Source organism: Dactylosporangium fulvum (assembly GCF_025137375.1).
Taxonomy (GTDB): domain Bacteria; phylum Actinomycetota; class Actinomycetes; order Mycobacteriales; family Micromonosporaceae; genus Dactylosporangium; species Dactylosporangium fulvum.
Map to the genome: position 1 here is coordinate 2,288,716 of NZ_CP073720.1, position 20,853 is coordinate 2,309,568.

A 20,853-nucleotide genomic window follows, 5' to 3' on the forward strand; every position below is an offset into this window, starting at 1 on the left:
TCGGTTCGGTCAGGCGGCTGGGTCAGGTGGGTTCGGTCTCAGGCGTACGACGGGGAGGGCATCGGCGTCGGCGCGGAGCTCAGGCCGAGCATCGCGGCGACCGCCTGCTCGGTCCGCTGCGACGCGAGCCCGTCGCCGTACGGGTTGCCGTTGGCGGTCATCGACTCCCGCAGCATCGGGTCGTCGAGCAGGCGCGCGGCCTCCGCGACGATCAGGTCCTCGTCGGTACCGACGAGCTTGGCGCAGCCGGCGTGGAGCGACTCGACGCGTTCGGTCACCTCGCGGAGCACCAGGGCGGGCACCTTGAACGACGGGGCCTCCTCCTGGATGCCGCCGGAGTCGGTGAGCGTCAGGTACGCGTGGGAGAGCACCCGGGCGAGCGCCGGGTACGGCAGCGGGTCGGTGATCGTCACCCGCGGCACCCCGGCCAGCCCGGCCTCGACCTGGGCGCGCACCGCCGGGTTGGCGTGGGCGGGCAGGACGACGCGGACGTCCGGGTACGCCTCGACGAGCCGGCGCACGGCGCGCAGGATGCGCTCCAGCGGCTCGCCCCACGACTCGCGGCGGTGGGCGGTGACGAGCACCAGCCGGGCCTCGCCGTGGGTGGCGGCGTCGACCGCGGCCGCGACGCCGGGCTCCTCGAACGGCAGCTCCTTCGCCGCGATCTCCAGCGAGGCGTCGACGACCGTGTTGCCGGTGATGAGCACGCTGGCGGGGCTGACGCTCTCGTCGAGCAGGTTCGTCGCGGCGAGCGCGGTCGGCGCGAGGTGCAGCGCGGCGAGCTGCCCGACGAGCTTGCGGTTGGCCTCCTCCGGGAACGGCGAGTCGAGGTCGCCGGAGCGCAGGCCCGCCTCGAGGTGTACGACCGGGATGCGGCGCCAGAAGGCGGCCATCGCGCCGGCGAGCGTCGTGGTGGTGTCGCCCTGCACGATGACGGCCTTCGGAGTCCGCTCCGCGAGCAGCGCGTCCAACTGCTTGATCATCTCGGTCAGCAGCTCGGGCTGGCTGCCGGTGACCCGCTCCAGCGGGAGGGTCACGTCGGCCTCCACGTCGAACGCGGCCAGGGCCTGGGTGACCATCGTCGGGTGCTGTCCGCTGGCGACCAGGACCGGGCTGAGCCGCCCGGCGGCGCGCATCGCGGCGGCGACGGGGGCGAGCTTGATGGCCTCGGGCCGGGTACCGGCGATGAGAAAGACTTCAGGAAGCATGTGGCGTCACCTTGGGGTGGTTCCGCGTCCGTGCGGCTGTGGCTGTGGCTCTGTCCCGCGCTCGTTCGCGCTCGTTCGCGCTCGTCCCGCGCTCGCTCCGCGATCGTCCCGCGCGATCTTGGAGTTGTGGTCCTGGCTTTATCCGGAAATTCCGGACAATTCCGGGACCACAAGTCCAAGATCGCGCGGCTCGGGGGCGAGGGGCGGGACCGGGGACGGGGACGGGGGATGGGGGAGGGGTCAGGCGGGGACGGCCTCGGTGGCCGGGTCCTCGGTCAGGCGTTCGGTCTTGGCCCACGCCTGGCGTCGGCCGATCTGCCGGCCGATCGCCCGCCAGGTGCTCACCAGGCCGAGCATCAGGAAGAAGGGGTACGCCAGCGCCGCCGGCAACAACCGTCCGAGCCTCTCGTCCCGCAGTTGGAGCCGGTGCACCAGCGCCCAGATGAGGCCCGGCGCGGTCATGCCGGCCACCCAGAAGGCGGCGACCCCGCCCATCTGCGCCCACGAGTGGATCATGAACGTCTCGCCGTGCCCCGGGAGCAGCCGCCACACCGCGACCGTCCAGAGGGCGAGCACCGTTGCCGTGCCGAAGGCGTTCAGCCACGGCGCGAGCAGGTAGTACAGCATCTCCAGCAGCGCGTGGTTGCGGATCCGGCGCGAGGCGACCAGCCGCGGCACGTAGGCGATGCACTGCAGGTTGCCCTGCGCCCAGCGGGTGCGCTGACGCAGCAGCCGCTTGACGTCGACGAGGCCCTGCTGCCGGACGTCGGCGATGGAGGTGTACCGGATGCGCTCACCGTTGAGGTGCATCCGCAGCCCGAGTTCGAGGTCCTCGACCAGGCAGTGCGACCACGGCGCGTCACCGAGCCGCATCAGCGACGACAGGCGGGCGAACTGCCCGTTGCCGCCCAGCCCGACCGTCCCCGCCGCGTCGCGGAGCAGTTGGCTGGCGTTGGCGATGGCGGCGAACTCGAGGTCCTGCACCGCGCCGAGCACCTTGTTGCGGTTGTGGATCCGCACGCGGGTCTGCACCGCGCCGACCGCCGGGTCCCGCATGAGCCGCGACACCTCGGTGAGGATGTTGGCGCTGCCGCGGCCGTCGCCGTCGATGACGCCGACCGCGACCCGGTCCGGGTCCTCCCCGTGGAGCAGGGTGAGGTCCCGGATCGTGCGGAACGCCGCGTTGAGCGCCTCGCCCTTGCCCTTGCGGGCGTTGGGGAAGTCGCGGCGCAGGACCGTCAGGCCCGGGTGGTCGATGGCGGCGAGGACGTCCGGGGTGCCGTCGTCCGAACCGTCGTCGACCACCAGGACCCTGGTCCGTGTTCCCGCCGGCCCGCTGAGCGCGAGGGCGGCGGAGACGGTCCGGCCGACGACCCGTTCCTCGTTGAGGGCGGGCACGACGATCCAGAAGGTCAGCGGCTCGTTCCCGTTCGGTGCGATGGCATCGCGCCGACGGCGGCGTCCGGCGGTGGCCGAGTCACTGGCGGAGAACGCCACCAGTGCCAGGTTGTACGCCGGCCACAGCGCCAGGAACACGAAGCCGACCAGCAGGATCGCCGTCATGGCTCAGGCGGCGCTGCGGTTGAAGCGGGACGCCCGGACCATCAAGAAGCCGGTCACGACGAGCGCGACACCGGCCAGGACGATGGCGAAGACCGGGCTACCGGTGACGGGCAGTGAACCTGCGGCGGCTCCGCAGGTCGCGGCGCCGCCGGCGACCTTCGTACACGACATGACAGCTTCCCCTCGGCTATCCGATTGGTGGTGCCCGGCGGCTCCCTGCTGGCAACCGTCGTGCACCCTGTCCGAGAAGCTTGAACCGGCCGGGAGGCGATCACAATGGGTGATGCCAGGCTTCGGCCGAAGTCCGCCCAAGCGCCCGACAGGGCGCTTACGCAGCCAAAAAGGGTCAGTTACGCACCGTAGTCACCCGGTGTGCCGTGGCTCTCAGTGAGGGCTCCGGTCCGGTGCCAGTCGGTTGCGAACTCGGCCCACAGGGAGAGGGCGACGGCCGCGCTCTCCGGACGGTCGCCCGGCCGCTTGGCCATGCACTGCCGGCACAGCTCGGCCACGGAGCGTGGCACCCCGGGGACCATGACGACCGGCGTCGGGGCGGCCTGGAGGAGCCGCGCGCCGGGCGCGTGCGGCGAGCGGCCGGTGAGCATCCGGTAGAGCAGGACGCCCAGCGCGTACACGTCCCAGGCCGGGGCGTGCTGGACCCGGACGGCCGCCGGGTGGGCGAACGGCACGGCGAGCCCGAAGTCGATGATTTTCACGCCCGCGGTGGTCAGCATGACGTTGTCGGCGGTGAGGTCGCGGTGCGCGATGCCGCGCCGGTGCGCCACGGCGAGTAGCTCGGCCACCGAGGCGGCGATCTCCACCGCCTGCTGCCAGGGCAGCGGCCCATCGGCCAGGCGCTGTGCCAGGGGGACGCCGTTGAGCAGCTCCATCGCCACCGCGGGCACGCTCACCCGGCCCGCGACGACCTCGCCGTATCCGTAGATCTTCGGCACCGTCGGGTGTCGCATCCGCTGCATGAGGTGCGGCTCGCGGCGCGCGGCGTGGCAGGCGCGTGTGTTCTGCGCGAACGCGGGCGCGAGCACCTTCACCGCGGCTGGGCGGAGCTGCTCGAGATCGACCGCCTCGTAGACCAGCGACATGCCACCGCGAGCGATCGGACGGACCAGCAGGTAGCGGTCAAGCACCCTGCGGCCAACCTCGATCCCGGACACAAACGACGACTATTCCCTATTCGGTCCGGCTCGCGATAGCCCCCGCGATGCTCGACACAGTGCAATTTAGGTCGAATTGCAGGCACCTTAAGGCTGGTCGAAACCCATAGTTGACATCTCGGTAACCGTGATCAACCGGCTCGGCTACGTGCGCCACCGCGCGCCGCGCCAGGCCGGCCGCACCATTGCCGGGCCCGTCGCCGCCCTCGTGTTCGAGTCGTCACGCTGGGCCGCTCGTCCTCTCCGCCCCTCATCCCCTAGAGCAGGCGGGTGCGGTGGCGCTCCAGGTAGGCCTCGACGTGCTCGGCGTGGTCGGGGCGGCTCAGCAGGAAGCCCTGCCCGAGCCGGCAGCCGGCCGCGCGCACCACGTCGACGTGTGACTCGGTCTCCAGGCCCGCCGCGATCACGTCGATGCCCAGCCGCTTGGCCAGGCCGACCACGACGTCGATGATCGGCGTGGCCGGGCCGCAGTGCCCGGCCGGCTCGTTGAACAGCGCCTGGTCGATCTTCAGCACGTCGATCGGCAGCCGGCGCAGGTGGGCCAGTGCCGTCGGGCCGGTGCCGAAGTGGTCGATCGCGGTGCGGGTGCCGAGGGCGCGCAGCCCCGCCAGCTGTTCGACCGCGAGCACGTCGTCGGGCAGGGCCGCCTCCGACACCTCGATGACGATCGCCTCGGCGGGGACGCAGTGGGTGTCGACGGCCGTCGCGACCGCGGCCAGCCAGCTGTCGGCGGCGAGCTGCCGGGCCGACGCGTTGACCGACATCCACAGGTCACGGCCGTCGCGGTGCCACAGCGAGAGCTGCCGGCAGGCCTGGTGCAGCGTCCACTCGCCGATCTCGTCGGCCAGGCCCAGCTGCTCGGCCACCGGCAGGAACTCCGCGGGCGGGATCGGGCCCAGCCGCGGGTGCCGCCACCGCAGCAGCGCCTCCGCGCCGACCGGTGTGCGCAGCGTCAGGTCGACCACCGGCTGGAACACCAGATCGAGCTCCCCGCGTTCGACCACGCCCGGGAGCTGCTGCTCGATCTCCGTGCGCCGGACGAGCGCCGCCTCGAACGACTTGTCGTAGCACTCGACGCGCCCGCCGTCCCGGCCGCGGGACAGCTGCCGCGCCCGGCGGCGGGCCACGTCGGCGTGGCGGAGGACCTCCTCGGCGGTGCCGGCGCCGCGCAGGTCGGCGACGCCGACGTCGGCGGCCAGGTGCACGGTGTGGCCCGGCAGGTGGAACGGCTCGGCAAGCGCGGTCGCCAGCCGGGTCGCCAGCGCGAACGCGTGCACCAGCGGGGCCTCGGTGAGCACGGCGAAGGCGGCCGTGGTGAGCCGGGCCGGCAGGTCGTCCCGGTCGACCGAGGCGCGCAGCCGCCGGGCCGCCTCGATGAGCACGGCGTTGGCGACCGTCGGGCCGTGCAGGTCGGCCACGCTCTCGAAGCGCTCCAGCTCCAGCACCAGGACCGAGCCGCCGAGGCCGGTGCTGTGCGCCTCCGCCACGCTGGCCAGGAACTTGCGTCGGTTGGCCAGGCTGGTCTGGTCATCGGTCCAGGTGACCTCGTCGAGCGTGCGCTGCAGCTGGGCGCGGTCGCCGACGTCGCGGACGTGGACCACCAGCCCCCCGACCTCGGGCGTCGAGCGCTGGTCGCTGACCGTCGACTCGGTCTCGCGCCACCGGCCGAAGCCGTCCCGCAGCCGGGCCTGGACCAGCACGTGCTGCCGGCCGGCCAGCACGGCGCGCAGCGCCTCGGCGGCCGGTGCCGCGTCGGCGGGGTGCAGCAGGTCGGTGAGCGAACGGCCGAGCACGTCCTGGTCGGACAGGCCGAACTGGCGGGCGGCCGCGGGGGACTGCCACCGCACCACGAGGTCGGCGTCCAACACGATCGCGACGTCCGTCGAGCCGGCAACCAGCGTGCGGAAGTGGGCCTCGCGGGTGGCGAGCGTCCGCGCGTACCGCCGGATGTCCCGGGCGGCGAGGTACTCCCGCAGCACCAGGGCGCCGAACGCCGAGACGCCGAGCCAGACCGCGGTCCCGTCGAACGGGCCGCCGCTGAGCAGGCGGAACGCGGAGGCGCCGAACGCCAGCAGCGCCGGCCCGACGAGCAGCGGGTAGCCGGCGAAGGTGCCGCTCTCGTCGGCGGCGTGCGGCTGGCTCGGCCGGTCGTCCGCGCGCTGCGCGCCGGCGAGCACGAGGAACGGACCGGCGACCAGGGCCAGGCCGGTGAGCACCAGGCCGGCGGTCGCGGTGGCGGAGGCGGCCGGCCACGGCGTGCCCGCCGCCCCGCCGTGGTCGAGGAGCAGCAGCCCGAAACCACCCAGCCCGACGATCGACAGTGCCGAGCCGCTGCTGCACGACAGCGCCGCTGGGCGGTGCCGGACCGCCCGCAGGCCGGTGACGACCGCGACGGCGACGGCGACGCAGCAGCTCAGCGACACCGCGAGCGGCAGCGGGCCGCTGAGCGCGGAGCGGGCGTCGGTGAGGACGAGGATCCACACGCAGTAGAAGAGGCTGACGCCGATGCCCAGGCCGTCGAGCAGGCGGCGCAGCCGGGCGCCGACGGTCGGCGCGGTGCCGGGCAGGAGCAGCAGCCCGAGGAGGAAGGTGGGCGCGGCCACCAGCGTGGTGCCTGCTGCCACCAGGCCCGGGGCCGTCGCCGGCCCGACGAGCGCGCAGAGCCCGGTCGCCGCGACCCCCGCGCCGGTGAACAGGGCGCCCATGCCGAGGAAGCCGGCGCCGCGGCACGGCCCGAAGTTGCGGCGGCCGTGATGGATGCGCAGGGCGAGCCGGATCAGCGCGGTGGCGTGGACGAGCGAGCCGGCGGTCGCTGCCAGGGCGACCGCGAACAGACCCAGGACCGGCCCCCTGACGGCCGCTGCGCCGAGCGCCGCTGCCGCCGTGACCAGGACGAGCCAGAACGTGCGTCGGTTGGTGACCACGGGCGTGCCGCTTTCGCGAGGGGAGCGCTGGGGGTGTGCTCATCGGTTGCAACGAATGGCAGGACCCGAGGTTACCGATGTGTAGGAAAAAGTTGAGCACCACCGCGAGCCGGTCGCGTCGCTGCCGGTCGGACAGCGTGCCGCGGGTCAGCTCGTCGAGCGGCAGGCCCCGGTCACGGACAACGCCGGCCGCGGCTGAGCCCGTGGTTTACGCCGGGAGCCGCGCGCCGGTGACCTCGTCCTTGCTGAGCCACGACCGCAGGCGGTGGCGCAGGCCCCGCGGCTCCGGCACGTCGTCCCCGACGACGTCGGCCACGACGACGGTGATGTTGTCCGGCCCGCCGGCCCGCAGCGCCAGGTCGACGAGCCGGTCGACGCACTCGTCCACGTCGTCGTACTCGCGCATCGCCTCCTCGATCGTCTCCGCGCGCAGCACGCCGGAGAGGCCGTCGCTGCACAGCAGGTACCGGTCGCCGGCCCGGGCGGGCGTCACGGAGTACACGGGATCGGTCGGCTGCCCCTGCAGCACCCGGCTGACGAGGGACCGCTGCGGATGTGTCGTCGCCTCGTCCGGCGTGATCTGGCCCTCGTCGACGAGCAGCTGCACATACGTGTCGTCGCGCGTGATCTGGCCGAACTCCTCGCCGCGCAGCAGGTAGGCGCGGGAGTCTCCGATGTGGACGAGCCCGATCCGGGTGCCGGAGAACAGGATCGCGGTCAGTGTCGTGCCCATGCCCTGCTTCGCCGGGTCGGCCTCCACCTCGTCGCGGATTCGGCGGTTGGCGTCGGAGACGGCCGTGCGCAGCGCGGTCAGCAGGTCGTTGCCGGCGAACTCCCCGTCGAGGGGGGTCATCGCCTCGATGACGAGCCGGCTCGCGACGTCACCGGCCGCCATCCCGCCCATCCCGTCGGCGACGGCGAGCAGGCGGTCGCCGGCGAACACCGAGTCCTGGTTGCTGCCCCGCACCAGCCCGACCTCGGTGCGTGCGGCCCACTGCAGGGCCAGCGGCTGGGGTTCCGCTTCTGCCATGCGTGCCAGACTGCCGTACCGCACCACACGGCGTCTCTACGCAGTTGTGCGTATGGTGACCGCATGCCAGCCGCCCCGTTCGTCGGCCGAGCCGCGGAGCTCGCCGGGATCGAGGGTGCGTGGCGGTCCGGAGCGTCCCGCGTGGTGCTGGTCACCGGGGAGGCCGGCAGCGGCAAGAGCCGGCTGGTGTCGGAGGTGCTCGATCAGATCGACGCCGAGGTGGTACTGGCCGGTGCCGCACGAACCCTCGGCGCCGCGCCGCACGACTGGCTGGCCTCGGTCCTGAGCGGCAGGTCCACGGACGGCCTTCCGGTGGACGAGGCCGTGCTGGCCCAGCTCGCGCAGGCCCCGGTGCGCACCGCGGGGCCCGCCCCGGGGCCGGCCGCGGACGGTGCGCGGCTCGCCCCGGCCGCGATGCTGCGAGCCGCCGTCGACGTGGTCCGGGCGCTGCTCGACGGCCACCGTGGCGTCCTCGTCGTCGAGGACCTGCACGACCTCGACCCGGCGAGCCTGACCCTGGTCGGCGAGCTCGCCGGGGCGGCGCTGCCTGTGCTGCTGCTCGTGACGAGCCGCCCGCCGCAGGAGGCCGCGTTCGCCCCGGCCGCCGCCCGCACACTGCGCAGGCTCGGCGGTGCGCCCGGAGTGCTGCGCATCCACCTGGCGCCGTTCACCGCGCGGGAGACCGCCGAGCTCATCGAGGCATACCACGGCAGCACCCCGGCGCCGGAAACCGTCCGCGCCGTGCTGCGCCGCACCGGCGGCAACCCGTTCTGGCTGACCGAGCTCGTCACCGCCCACGGCTCCCCGGACGGCCCCGACGGCCCGGCCACCGCCCCGCTACCTGACCACGTGGTAGGCCTGCTGGTCGAGCCCCTCGCCGGCGAGCCGGCCCTCGTCGGCCGGGTGGCCCGCGCGGCGGCGCTGCTCGGCGACCCGGTCGAGAGCGACGTGCTGGTCCACGTCTGCGGCGGCGACGTCGAGCCGGGCCTGCGCCGCCTCCTCGACCTCGGCATGCTGGTGATCACCCCGGACCTGGCGCCGGCGGGCCCGCTGCGGTTCCGCCACCCGCTCCTGCGGGAGGCGCTGGCCCGCACCGCGCTGCCGGGCGAGCGGACGCGGGTGCACACCCTGGCCCGCGCGCTGGCGGTGGAGCTCGGCGACGACCCGGCGCTGGCCCGCCACGCGGCGGCGCTGGGCCGCCCCGGCGAGGCCCGCGCGGCCGCCGCCCGCGGCGCGGTCGCGAGCCTCGCCGACGGCCTGCCGGAGGCCGCGCTGGACCTGGTCGAGCTGGGCCTGCGCCTGCAGTGCCCGGACCCCGAGCGCCGCTCGCTGTCCGCCGCCGGCGCCGCGGCGGCCTTCGTGGCCGGCCGTTTCGCGGCGGCCGCGGGCCACGCGGCCGAGTGGCTGGACCTGGCCGAGGCCGCCCGGGCACCGAGGGCCGCGCCCCCGGGGCGGCGGGGACGCCGGTTTCAGCGGCGGGCGGGCGGGCGGCGCCGTCGGGTGGAGCTGGCGCGGCGGCAGGGACGCCGGTCTCGGCGGCGGGCGGGCGGGCGGCGCCGTCGGGTGGAGCCGCCGCGGCGGCGGGAGCGCCGGTCTCGGCGGCGGGCGGGCGGGCGGCGCCGTCGGGTGGAGTCGCCGCGGCGGCAGGGACGCCGGTCTCAGCCGCAGGCGGCGCGGCCGCCGCGGGGGACGGTGCCGACGAGGTCGCGGACGCGCATCGCATGGTGGCCGCGACCCGGTGGTGTCTCGGGGACCCGGACGGGCACCGGCGAGCGCTCGACCGGGCCGCCGCGGTCGGCGGGTCGCCCGCCTCCCTCGCCCGGCAGCTCGCGGCCGAGGCGGAGAGCGCCCTGCGCACCGAGGAGCCCGCCGGTGTCCTGGCCCTCGCCGAGGCCGCACTCGCCGCCGCCGAGCGGGCCGGCATCGGGATCGCGCCCGCGTCCGTCACCCTCGGCACGGCGCTGGCGTTCACCGGGGCCTTCGACCGCGGCACCGCACTCCTGCGCGTGGCCCGCCGGCTCGCCGAACGCGACCACGATCCGGTCACCGTCGGCCGCGCCGTCCACAACCTCGTCGCCGTCAGCCTGCCCAGGCTGGGCGACGTCGACGGCCGCCGGCTCTTCGACGAGGCCATGGCCACTCTCGCGCGGTTCGGGCTGGAGTTCTGCGCCGGCCGTACGACGGGCCTCGGCATCGCCCACGCCGTCGCCACCGGCGACCTGGCCCGGGCGGAAGCACTGGTCTGGTCCCGCCTGCCGATCGAGGGCGACCCGGTCGAGCGGGTGCGGTTCACGGCACGCGCCGGGCTCCTGGCCCTGGAGCGCGGCGACGACCCGCTCGCCGTGCGGATGCTGGCCCGCGCCGACGCCGAGGGGCGCGACACCGGGCTGGTCCGGGTGCTGCGGGTCGCGGTCGCCGCCCGCGGGGTGCACCCCGTCGACCCGGTGCAGGCCCTCACCGAGTGCGCCGAGCGGTGCCGTCCGGTCCGGGTCGTCGAGGCGGCCCGCTGGGCCCTCCACGGCGGCGTGCCCGCGGCGACGGTCGAGGAGCACGTCGCCGTACGACCCCCGCAGCTGCGCCTGCTCCTGGCGGTGGCCGCCGGCCGCGACACCGAGGCGGTCGACCTGCTGCCGGAGGCGCTCGGCCCGGCCGGCACCAACCAGAGCAGGACCGACGTCGCCGCCGTGCACACCGCCGTCGCGCACGCGCTGCTGCGGCTCGGGCAGGCCGGTCAGGCGCGCCAGCACGCGGAGCGGGCCGTCGCGCTGCTCGCCCACTGGCCCGGCTGGCGGCTCACCGAGGCGGAGACCCTCCTGCACAGCCTGCGGGCGGGCGGCGACCTCACCGCCCGCGAGATCGAGGTGCTCGGCTGCCTGGCCGCCGGCATGACGAACCAGCAGGTGGCCAGCTCGCTCGGCATCTCCATCCGCACCGTGACGGTGCACGTGTCCAACCTGCTGCGCAAGACCGGCGCCGCGTCACGCACCGAGGCCGCACTCTGGGCGGTCAGGCACCGCCTGGCCCCTGAGCGTTAGTCCCGCTCGGTTGATGCCGGCGGGGTGCGCAGCGTCAGGATGAGGTCGAGCACGAGGGCGGTCCAGCCGGTCTGGTGCGCGGCGCCGAGGCCCGCCCCGGTGTCGCCGTGGAAGTACTCGTAGAACAGCAGGAGGTCGTGCCACGCCGGGTCGCGCTGGAACAGGTCGACGTCGCCGAAGAACGCGCGGCGGCCGTCGGTGTCGTTGACGAAGATCTTGACCAGTCGCAGGGACAGGTCGTCGGCGACCTGGCCGAGGGTGGCCATCTTCCCGGTGCCGGCCGGGTACTCCACCTGGAGGTCGTCGCCGAAGAACTCGGCGAAGCGGCGGACCGCCTCGATGAGGATGTAGTTGACCGGGAACCAGATCGGGCCGCGCCAGTTGGAGTTGCCGCCGAAGAGGCCGCTGGTGGACTCGGCCGGCTCGTAACCGACCGTGTAGGCGTGGTCGCCGAGATGGACCGTGAACGGCTCGTCCTTGTGTGCCCGGGAGAGGGTGCGCAGCCCGTAGGGCGAGAGGAACTCGTCCTCGTGCAGCATCCGCTGCAGGATCCGGATCAGCTGGTCGGGCCCGACCATCGACAGCAGCCGCAGCTGCTGGCCGCCCCGGCTCTTCTTGGCGCCGACGACGTCGCCGTATTCCGGCTTGTTGGTGAGGAACCAGCGCAGCCGCGCGGCCACGTCGGGCAGCCGCCGCAGCGTCGTGGAGCTGATGATCGTCGTCGCGGTGAGCGGGAGCAGGCCGACGACCGAGCGGACCTTCAGCGGGATCCGGTGGCCCTCCGCGGTGCGCAGCACGTCGTAGAAGAACGCCTCCTCCTCGTCCCACAGCCCGAACTCGTAGGCGGCGTCGGCGATGTACGCGAAGTGCTCGAGGAACTTCGCCGCGATGTCCTCGTACACCCGGTCGTGCACCGCGAGCGTGAGGGACATGTCGAGGAGGTTCAGCGCGTACATCGCCATCCAGGCGGTGCCGTCGCTCTGCTCCAGGCGCCCGCCGACCGGCAGCGCGGCCGAGCGGTCGAACGGGCCGACGTTGTCCAGCCCGAGGAAGCCGCCCTCGAAGACGTTGTTGCCCTCGGCGTCCTTGCGGTTGACCCACCAGGTGAAGTTGAGCAGCAGCTTGTGCAGCACCCGGGCGAGGAAATCGAAGTCGCGGGAGCCGTCGAGCATGAAGACCCGCAGCGCCGCCCAGGCGTGCACCGGCGGGTTGACGTCGCCGAACGCCCACTCGTACGCCGGGATCTGCCCGTTGGGGTGCATGTACCACTCGCGGAGCAGCAACAGCAGCTGATCCTTGGCGAACCCGGGGTCGACGCGCGCGATGGCGACGCAGTGGAACGCGAGGTCCCAGGCTGCGTACCACGGATACTCCCACGGGTCGGGCATGGACAGCACGTCGCAGCTGTTCATATGCCACCAGTGGCTGTTGCGCCCGTGGCGGCGGCTCTCCGGCGGCGGCTCGGCGACCGGGTCGCCGGTCAGCCAGCGGGCCACGTCGAAGTGGAAGAACTGCTTGCCCCACATCAGCCCGGCGACACTCTGCCGGACGATCATCTTCTCCTCGGCCGTCGCGGCCGGCGGCACCAGGTGGTCGAAGTAGGTGTCGGCCTCCGCCCTGCGGCGGGCCATCGTCGACTCGAAGTCGGCCTTCAGGTCGGCCGGGGCGAGGTCCTTGGCGCCGGGCGCGTTGAGGTTGAGCCGCAGCCGGATCTCGTGTGTGCCGCCGGCCGGGACCGAGACGAGGTAGTGCAGGGCGGCCTTGGTCCCGACGCCGTCCGGGTTGACGCTGTCCTTGCCGTGGACGATGTGGTCGTTGATGCCGTCCTTCGGATACTCCCGGCCCGGCTTGCCCCAGATCCGCTGCCCATTGGTCTCGTTGTTGCAGAGCAGCGGCCGGGGCGTGCCGTCACCGGTCAGCGCCAGCCGGCCGAGCAGGCGGTGCTCGGCGAGCAGGCCGTTGTCCTTGGCGCGGATCTCCGGCATGTAGTCGCGGCCGGGCAGCCCCCAGGCCCACGTGTTGCGGAACCACAGGGTGGGCAGCAGGTGCAGCGTGGCCGGTTCCGGTCCCATGTTCGTCGCGGTGATCCGGATGCACATGTCGGTCGGGCCGGCCTTGGCGTAGTCGACCTCGACCGCCCAGTAGCGGTCCTCGTCGAAGATCCCTGTGTCGACCAGCTCGTATTCGGGCTCGTCCCGGCCCCGCCGGCAGTTCTCGGCGACGAGCTCGTCATAGGGGAAGGCCTGCTGCGGGTAGTGGTAGCGCCACTTCATCCACGAGTGCGTCGGCGTGGAGTCCAGATACCACCAGTAATCCTTGACGTCCTCGCCGTGGTTGCCGAGGTCGCCGCCGAGGCCGAACATCCGCTCCTTGAGGATCGGGTCCTTGCCGTTCCACAGGGCGAGCGCGAAGCAGAACGTCTGCCGGTCGTCGCAGATGCCGGCCATGCCGTCCTCGTTCCACCGGTACACCCGGGAACGGGCATGATCATGGGGGAAGTGGTCCCAGGCCGTGCCGTGGGCGCTGTAGTCCTCGCGCACGGTGCCCCAGGCACGCTCAGAGAGGTAGGGGCCCCAACCCCGCCATGGGCGCTCACCGCTGTCGGCCTCGGCCAGCCGCTGGCGCTCGGCGTTCCCATCGTCCTGGATCACGTAACCATTCTCCGTCGCCCATGTTTCCGTGAAGTTGAAGGTGTGACTGGCGATCGACCCCTTCAGGCCCTTCAGGGCATTTGTTCCTACACCATGTAGTCCCTTGATCAATAATCTTGTGGCGAAGTGCTCGCCACTCGCCACCCCCAGCCACCAAGATTGTGCGCATGGTGGTGTTCGGTCCGCAGGTATGTGGTGATTTGTCGCTTGGTGCGACGCGTGAGTGGCTTGTCCCGGACGGGGCCGGTGGTTACGCCATGGGCACCGTCTCCGGCCTGCGGACCCGCAGGTACCACGGCCTGCTCGTGGCCGCCGAACCCGGCCGGCCCGCCCGCCGCCACCTGGCCCTCGCCGCCCTCGACCCGGTCCTGACGCTGCCGTCCGGCGCGACCGTCGAGCTCGCCGCGCACGAGTGGGCCGGTGGCGTCGTCAGCCCACAGGGCCACACGCTGCTCGAGCGGTTCGACCTCGTCGACGGGCTGCCCCGCTGGCGCTGGCGGATCGGCCCGGTGGTCGTCGAGCGCGAGCTGGCGATGATCCATGGCCGATCGCACCTCGGCGTCGTGCACCGGGTGGTGAGCGCACCCGGCCCGGTGACACTGACCCTGAAGGCGCTGGTCACCTGGCGCGACGCGCATGGCGAACGGACCGCGGGCGGCCCGCCGCCGCATGTCGCGAGCTCGGCCGGCGGCGCGGTGGTCGAGCGGGCCTTCCGGATCGCCGGCCCCGGCTGGGAGCCGATCGGGGAGTGGTACCGCGGTGCCCGCACCCGGGCGGAGGAGGAGCGCGGCCTGGCCGCTCACGAGGACCTGTGGTGCGCCGGGCAGTTCCGGGCCGAGCTGCAACCGGGGGAGAGCGTCGAGGTCGAGGCCTGGGCCGATGACGCCGGCGACCTGACCACCGACCACCGCCGCGGTGCCCGGCGGGTCGTCGACCGGGCCCGCGCCCGCAACCGCGCCCTGACCCACGACGCCGCCGACGCCGCCGACCGCGCGCTCGTCCTCGCCGCCGACGCGTTTGTGGTCGCCGGCCCGCAGGGCGCGCCCGACGTCGTCGCCGGCTACCCCTGGTTCGGCGCCTGGTCCCGCGACACCATGACCTCCTACGCCGGCCTGTTCCTGGCCACCGGCTGGTACGACGAGGGCCGCGAACTGCTGCGCGCCTACGCGGGCACCCTCTCCGAGGGCATGCTCGCCAACACCGCCGACACCGGCCAGACCGAGCACAACACGGTCGACGCCACCCTGTGGTTCCTCCACGCGATCGAGCGGCACGTCGCCGGCACCGGCGACGACGACCTCGCCGCCGAACTGCTGCCCGCGCTCGACACGGTCGTCGCCGCCCACCTCGCCGGCACCCGCTACGGCATCCGGGTCGACCCGGCCGACGGCCTCGTCACGCAGGGTGCCCCCGGCGTCGCGCTCACCTGGATGGACGCCCGGGTCGACGGGGTGCCGATCACCCCCCGGGCCGGCAAGCCGGTCGAGGTCAACGCGCTGTGGGTCAACGGGCTGGGCGCGATCGCGGCCCTCAAGGAGCGGCTCGGCCGGGACGCGAGCGGCGAGCACCGACTCCGCGCCCGGGCGCAGGCGTCGTTCGAGCGGCGGTTCCCGATCGGCGACCGGCCGGTGGCCCCCCTCCACGACGTCGTCGACGGGCCCGCCGGCGACGACCCGGCGCTGCGCCCCAACCAGCTCCTGGCGTGGAGCTTGCCGTTCGGGCCGCTGCGTGGCAGGCCCGTTCCGCCGGAGTTGTGCGAACTGCTCACCCCGCTCGGGCCGCGCAGCCTCGACCCGTCGGATCCCGCCTTCGCCGCCGTGCACCGGGGCGGGCCGGCCGAGCGGGACGCCGCCTACCACCAGGGCACGGTCTGGCCCTGGCTGATCGGCCCGTACGCGGACGCGCTGTCCGCCGGGCCGGAGATTCTCCGTGGGATCGAAGCTCATCTGTGGGAGTGGGGCATCGGCTCGGTCAGCGAGACGGCCGACGGCGCACCGCCGCACCGGGCCACCGGCTGCCCGTTCCAGGCCTGGTCGGTGGCGGAGACCCTGCGTGTCCGCCGAAAAGTCGAGTGACCGTTACACCCTAGAAATGAGATTTGCCTCCCTGGTAACCCTCGCCCGGCAGGATGAGTCTCAAGCCCACCCACCAGCTCACACGCGAACGGAGTTTGCGTGTGTCAGCGTTGGCGCGCGTGGGTACCAGTGCGGGCGTTTTGATCAACTCTCCGTTGATCGGGACACGTCGACCACCTCGGTCGGCGGGATGCCGACACACCTGGGTCGGCGAGACCTTGACAACCGGAACACCTGTGGGGGCGGCCACGTGAACGAGACCATCGGAACACCGACCAGACCGTTGCGAATTCTGATGCTCTCGTGGGAGTACCCACCGGTGGTCGTCGGTGGACTGGGGCGGCACGTGCACGCCCTCGCGACGTCGCTGGTGACGGCGGGGCACGAGGTGACCGTGGTGACCCGGCACGCGCCCGGCGCGCCGTTGGAGGAGTACTCGGAAGGCGTGCGCATCGTCCGCGCGGCCGAGGACCCGCCGCTGTTCCCGCTCGCGACCTCGACCCTGCTGGCCTGGACGATGGCGTTCAACCACACGCTGACCCGCGCGGCCCTGCGCGCCGCGGCCGGCGGCGAGTACGACCTCATCCACGCCCACGACTGGCTCGTGACGCACACCGCGGTCACGCTCAAGGAGAGCCTCGACCTGCCGCTGGTCGCCACGATCCACGCGACGGAGGCGGGCCGCCACCAGGGCTGGCTGCCCGACGAGATGAACAAGTGCATCCACTCGGTCGAGTGGTGGCTCGCGCACGAGGCCTGCCGCGTCGTGGTCTGCTCCGAGTACATGCGCTGGGAGGTGACCCGGCTGCTCGACCTGGCGCCGGCGCGGGTGTCGGTCGTCGCCAACGGCGTCGACTCCAGCGTCTGGAAGGCCCCGTCCCGCGCGGTCAACGCGGCCCGTGCCCGGTTCGCCGGCGACGGCCCGCTGCTCGGCTACGCCGGCCGGCTCGTCTACGAGAAGGGCGTCCAGGACCTCATCGCCGCCCTGCCCGAGCTGCGCGCCCGGCACAACGGGCTGCGCGTCGTCATCGCCGGCGACGGCCCCCACCGTGCCGAGCTGCAGGAGGACGTGCGCCGGTTGCGGCTCCAGCGCGCCGTCATCTTCGCCGGCTTCATGGGCGAGGGCGAGCTGCCCGCGCTGATGGCGGCCACCGACGCCCTGGTGGTGCCGAGCATCTACGAGCCGTTCGGCATGGTCGCCCTGGAGGGTGCCTCGGCGGGGGCGCCGCTCGCCGTCGCCGCGACCGGCGGTCTGGCCGAGATCGTCGAGCCCGGGGTCACCGGCGTCACGTTCCCGGCGAAGCGCCCGGACGCGCTCGCCGTCTCCGTCGGCACGCTGCTCGAGGACGAGCCGTTCGCCCGCCGTGTCGCGATGAAGGCGCGCACTATGGTCAGTCAGAAGTACGGCTGGTCGACCATCGCGGCGAACACCGCCGGCGTCTACCACACGGCGATCACCGAGGCCCCCGGGTTCGCGGCCCGGCAGACCGCGACCTATCTGGAGCACGGTCGGCCGCAGATCGTCGTACCGGAGGGTAACCTGCTCGCGATCTGATGGATCCTGTTCCGTTTCGAATACGACCGACCCCGGCGATGGGATTTGCCGGGGTTGGTCGTATTCCGGGACTCGCCACCGCGCCGGAAGGCCGGTACGGTTCCTGAGGAACAGCGACCGGAATCGATCAGGACGGCTAGGTGTGAGCGGCGCGGCCGACGAAGTCCTCGGGAACAGATACCGGCTCATCGCACCTGTCGGCACCGGCGGCATGGCGGTGGTCTGGCGCGCCCGCGATCTTGTGCTCGACCGCGACGTCGCGGTCAAGCTCCTCGCCGGGGAACTGGCCACCAAGCCCGGCAACCGCGAGCGGATCCGCGCCGAGGCGCAGGTGGTCGCCCGGCTCCAGCACCCCAACATCACCGCGGTGCACGACTACGGCGAGGCCGGTGACCTCGCGGAGGGCCGCAACGGCCGCCGGCCGTACGTCGTCATGGAGCTCCTCGACGGCGAGCTGCTGTCGAACCGGCTGCGCACCGGTCTGATGTCGTGGCGGCGGGCCACGCAGATCTGCGCCCAGGTCGCGGCCGGTCTCGCCGCCGCGCACGAGCGCGGCGTGGTGCACCGCGACATCAAGCCGAGCAACATCATGCTCACCTCGGCCGGCGCCAAGATCCTCGACTTCGGCGTCGCCGGGCTCACCGGCTCGGTCGACCCCGACGACGAGCGCGACGGCACCGTCTTCGGCACCCCGGCGTATCTCGCCCCGGAGCGGCTCCTCGGCGGCAGCGTCGTGGCCGCCACCGACGTCTACACCGTCGGCCTGCTCGCCTACCGCTGCCTCACCGACCGGCTGCCCTGGCACGCGGACACCCCGACGCAGATGATCGCCAACCACGTCTACGAGCCCCCGCACCCGCTGCCGGAGATCCCCGGCCTGCCCGCGGAGATCGGCCGGCTCGTCGGCCGCTGCCTGGCCAAGGACCCCGACGCCCGCCCGCCGGCCGTCGAGGTGGCCCGCGTGCTCGCCGCGGCGACCGGCATCCACGTCGTGCTGCCCGGCGAGGACGGCTCGACGACGCAGGAGGTGCACGCCCCGGTCCAGCCGCCGGACACGCACACGGAGCCGTCCCGAGGGCAGCGATCCGGGCAGCGGTCCGGGCAGCGATCCGGGCAGCGGTCTGGGCAGCGGCGCACCTGGACCGCGGCCGCGGTGCTCCTGGCCGCCGCCGGCGCCACGACCGGCATGATCGTCTGGCAGCCGTGGGCGGCGAAGACGGGCTGTCGCGTCGACTTCTACATCCGGCCGGAGGAGGGCGGCTTCGCCGAGCGCAAGTTCGAGGCCCGGGTGACCGTCGCCAACGCCGGCAACCGCACGCTCGATCCCTGGGTGCTGCTGTTCCGCCTGCCCGGCGGGCAGGCGATCGACCGGATGGACGGCGTCCTGAGCCACCGCGCCGAGATCGGCGGCATCCGCGTCACCGGCGAGGAGCCGTTGCCGCCGGGCAAGGCGGTCACGTTCGGCATCAACGGGTCCGGCGGCGAGCCGATCCCGCCGGAGGGCTTCGCGCTCAACGAGACCGACTGCGACACCCGCATCTCCGAGCAAGGCCCGGGCAGCCTGTTGCCCGGGCTCACCGGCGGCGTCGTCGACGCGCCGGCGGACGAGGAGCGGCCGCCGTCACTCCGGCCGCGCCGCCCGGGCGGCGGACCGCCGCCCGGCGAGGTGCCGCCCGGCGGGCCTCCGCACGGCGACCCCGACGGGCGCGGCGGAACCCACCCCGCCATGCCCTGGCCGAGCTACGGTTACAGCACCCCGCCGGCCCAGCGCACCAGAAAGAGGCCCCGCGTCCGTGCCTGAACGCTTCACCGCGCCGGTCGGCTTCGTCTTCGGCGGCGGCGGTGTGCTCGGCGCCTACGAGGTGGGGATGGTCCGCGCCGTCCTGCACGCCGGCATCCGCCCGGACCTCGTCGTCGGGACCTCCATCGGCGCGTTCAACGGCGCGGCGGTCGCCGCGTCGCCGACCGAGGAGGTCGCCGACCGGCTCATCGACCTGTGGGCGTCGGACGAGGCCCGCACCGTCTACGGCGACTCGCTGCCCCGCCAGCTCGGCCGCTTCGCCCGCAACACGCACCTGCACTCGCCCGCGCCGCTGCGCCGGCTGCTGGAGCGGGAGCTCGGCGCCGGCACCGCGTTCGAGGACCTGCCGGTGCCGTTCCAGTGCTGCGCCGCCAGCATCGAGCGCGCCGCCGAGCACTGGTTCTCGTCCGGCCCGCTGGTCGAGGCGGTGCTCGCGTCGTCGGCGGTGCCGGGGCTGCTGCCGCCCGTACACCTCGGGGAGGAGCACTTCATCGACGGTGGCATCGTCAACTCCGTGCCGGTCGGGCGGGCCGTCGCGCTCGGCGCGAAGACGGTCTTCGTCATGCAGGTCGGCCGGGTCGAGCGGCCCTTGCGCCCGCCGCGCCGCCCGTGGGAGGTTGCCCAGGTGGCGTTCGAGGTGGCCCGGCGGCACCGGTTCGCGCGGGAGCTCCAGGAGGCGCCGCCCGAGGTGAGGGTCCATGTCCTGCCCACCGGCGGCGGCTCGGCCCGTGACGACTCTCCGCTGTCGTACCGCAACGTTACGCTCGCCCGAGCCCGCATCGACCGCGCGTACAGCGCCACTTGTGCCTATCTGGAAGCCTTGGAGTAGTGCCGCCCCGCTGGTTCCGCCGCATCGTGCTCGCCCCCGTCGCGCTGGTGATCATCAGCGCGGTTCTGGTCACCATGCCGGTGTGGCTGCTCCTGGCGGGCGCGCTCGGCCCGCTCGGCTCCGGCCGGATGCGGGCGCTGCGGGTCTCCTGGATGGTCGCGGTCTACCTCTTCCTCGAGGTCGTCGCGCTGCTTGTGCTGTTCGGCCTGTGGGTCGGCAGCGGCTTCGGCTGGCGCCTGCGCGGCCCGCGGTTCCAGCGCGCCCACTACGTGCTGACCGGTAGATTCCTCCGGATCCTGTACGCGCAGGCGCGCTGGACGCTCGGCGTGAAGGTCTCCGTCGTCGGCACCGACCCCGACGTCGCCGCGCCCGGCCGGCCGGAGCTGGTGTTCTGCCGGCACGCCGGCCCGGGCGACTCGTTCCTGCTGGTCCACGCGCTCGTCAACTGGTTCGACCGGGAGCCCCGGATCGTGCTCAAGGCGAGCCTGCAGTGGGACCCGGTCATCGACGTGATGCTGAACCGGCTGCCGAACCACTTCGTCACGGTCTCGGCCGGCGCCGAGTCCATGATCGGCCGGCTCGCGACCGGGCTGGACCACAACGACGTCCTCGTGCTGTTCCCCGAGGGCGGCAACTTCACCCCGAACCGCCGGGAGAAGGCCATCCAGCGGCTGCGCGACCTCGGCCTGCACACGATGGCCGAGCGGGCGGAGCGGATGCGGCACGTGCTCGCCCCGCGCCCCGGCGGCACCCTCGCCGCCCTCGACGCGGCGCCGGAGGCGGGCGTGATCTGGGTCGCACACACCGGTCTCGACAAGCTGCTCTCCGTCGCGGACGTGTGGCGGCACCTGCCCCTCGACCTGACGATCACCATGCGCTGGTGGTCGGTGGACGCCGAGGACGTCCCCGCCGGGCAGGAGGAGCGGGTCGACTGGCTCTACGAGTGGTGGGCCAGGATCGACTCCTGGATCGACCGCCACGGGCCCGGCTCGGGGTCCTGACCGCCCTCGTGG

At 73.7% G+C, this 20,853-nt stretch carries 13 protein-coding genes and 2 pseudogenes; 7 read left to right on the forward strand and 8 right to left on the reverse strand.

Annotated elements, in window-relative coordinates; genetic code table 11:
- Positions 1-38: 38 nt before the first annotated feature.
- The 6 genes and pseudogenes from wecB to Dfulv_RS10715 form a co-directional block, all read right to left on the reverse strand.
- Positions 39-1,208: a non-hydrolyzing UDP-N-acetylglucosamine 2-epimerase gene (gene wecB / locus Dfulv_RS10690; protein WP_259862594.1), complete on the reverse strand. Its 1,170-nt coding sequence runs from the start codon at positions 1,206-1,208 to the stop codon at positions 39-41.
- 240 nt (positions 1,209-1,448) lie between these two features.
- Positions 1,449-2,771 carry a glycosyltransferase family 2 protein gene (locus Dfulv_RS10695; protein ID WP_259862596.1) on the reverse strand — a complete coding sequence of 441 codons (1,323 nt, stop codon included), beginning with the start codon at positions 2,769-2,771 and terminating at the stop codon, positions 1,449-1,451.
- 3 nt (positions 2,772-2,774) lie between these two features.
- Positions 2,775-2,942 carry an LPXTG cell wall anchor domain-containing protein gene (locus Dfulv_RS10700; RefSeq protein ID WP_259862599.1) on the reverse strand — a complete coding sequence of 56 codons (168 nt, stop codon included), beginning with the start codon at positions 2,940-2,942 and terminating at the stop codon, positions 2,775-2,777.
- A gap of 179 nt (positions 2,943-3,121) precedes the next feature.
- Positions 3,122-3,913: a serine/threonine-protein kinase gene (locus Dfulv_RS10705; protein ID WP_259862601.1), complete on the reverse strand. Its 792-nt coding sequence runs from the start codon at positions 3,911-3,913 to the stop codon at positions 3,122-3,124.
- 284 nt (positions 3,914-4,197) lie between these two features.
- Complete coding sequence (locus Dfulv_RS10710; RefSeq protein WP_259862603.1) at positions 4,198-6,864, reverse strand: putative bifunctional diguanylate cyclase/phosphodiesterase; 2,667 nt, start codon at positions 6,862-6,864, stop codon at positions 4,198-4,200.
- Positions 6,865-7,147: 283 nt separating this feature from the next.
- A pseudogene (locus Dfulv_RS10715) lies at positions 7,148-7,894 on the reverse strand (PP2C family protein-serine/threonine phosphatase); the annotation flags it as partial.
- Between the two features lie 63 nt (positions 7,895-7,957).
- Here Dfulv_RS10715 and Dfulv_RS48770 point away from each other — a divergent pair.
- Positions 7,958-8,374 (forward strand): annotated as a pseudogene (locus tag Dfulv_RS48770) (ATP-binding protein); the annotation flags it as partial.
- A gap of 357 nt (positions 8,375-8,731) precedes the next feature.
- On the opposite strand, the gene Dfulv_RS10725 reads toward Dfulv_RS48770, so the two are convergent.
- Positions 8,732-9,286, reverse strand: coding sequence for a hypothetical protein (locus Dfulv_RS10725; RefSeq protein ID WP_259862605.1), 555 nt, complete (start codon positions 9,284-9,286; stop codon positions 8,732-8,734).
- Positions 9,287-9,615: 329 nt separating this feature from the next.
- Here Dfulv_RS10725 and Dfulv_RS10730 point away from each other — a divergent pair, with 329 nt between their 5' ends.
- Positions 9,616-10,929 (forward strand): helix-turn-helix domain-containing protein, encoded by a 1,314-nt coding sequence (locus Dfulv_RS10730; protein WP_259862606.1) that lies wholly within the window; start codon positions 9,616-9,618, stop codon positions 10,927-10,929.
- On the opposite strand, the gene Dfulv_RS10735 is transcribed toward Dfulv_RS10730, so the two are convergent.
- Positions 10,926-13,580 carry an MGH1-like glycoside hydrolase domain-containing protein gene (locus Dfulv_RS10735; RefSeq protein ID WP_259862608.1) on the reverse strand — a complete coding sequence of 885 codons (2,655 nt, stop codon included), beginning with the start codon at positions 13,578-13,580 and terminating at the stop codon, positions 10,926-10,928. The genes Dfulv_RS10730 and Dfulv_RS10735 overlap by 4 nt on opposite strands.
- A 167-nt stretch (positions 13,581-13,747) precedes the next feature.
- On the opposite strand from Dfulv_RS10735, the gene Dfulv_RS10740 reads away from it, so the two are divergent.
- From Dfulv_RS10740 to Dfulv_RS10760, 5 genes are all read left to right on the forward strand, one after another.
- Positions 13,748-15,655 carry an amylo-alpha-1,6-glucosidase gene (locus tag Dfulv_RS10740; protein ID WP_406567958.1) on the forward strand — a complete coding sequence of 636 codons (1,908 nt, stop codon included), beginning with the start codon at positions 13,748-13,750 and terminating at the stop codon, positions 15,653-15,655.
- Positions 15,656-15,950: 295 nt separating this feature from the next.
- Entirely contained in the window at positions 15,951-17,210 is a 1,260-nt protein-coding gene (locus tag Dfulv_RS10745; RefSeq protein WP_259867597.1) for a glycosyltransferase family 4 protein, read from the forward strand.
- Between the two features lie 142 nt (positions 17,211-17,352).
- Positions 17,353-19,011 (forward strand): protein kinase domain-containing protein, encoded by a 1,659-nt coding sequence (locus tag Dfulv_RS10750; protein WP_259862611.1) that lies wholly within the window; start codon positions 17,353-17,355, stop codon positions 19,009-19,011.
- Positions 19,004-19,840 carry a patatin-like phospholipase family protein gene (locus Dfulv_RS10755; protein WP_259862613.1) on the forward strand — a complete coding sequence of 279 codons (837 nt, stop codon included), beginning with the start codon at positions 19,004-19,006 and terminating at the stop codon, positions 19,838-19,840. The genes Dfulv_RS10750 and Dfulv_RS10755 overlap by 8 nt, the downstream gene beginning before the upstream one ends.
- Positions 19,840-20,841, forward strand: a complete 1,002-nt coding sequence (locus tag Dfulv_RS10760) for a lysophospholipid acyltransferase family protein (protein ID WP_259862614.1) — start codon at positions 19,840-19,842, stop codon at positions 20,839-20,841. The genes Dfulv_RS10755 and Dfulv_RS10760 overlap by 1 nt, the downstream gene beginning before the upstream one ends.
- The last annotated feature ends 12 nt before the right edge of the window (positions 20,842-20,853 follow it).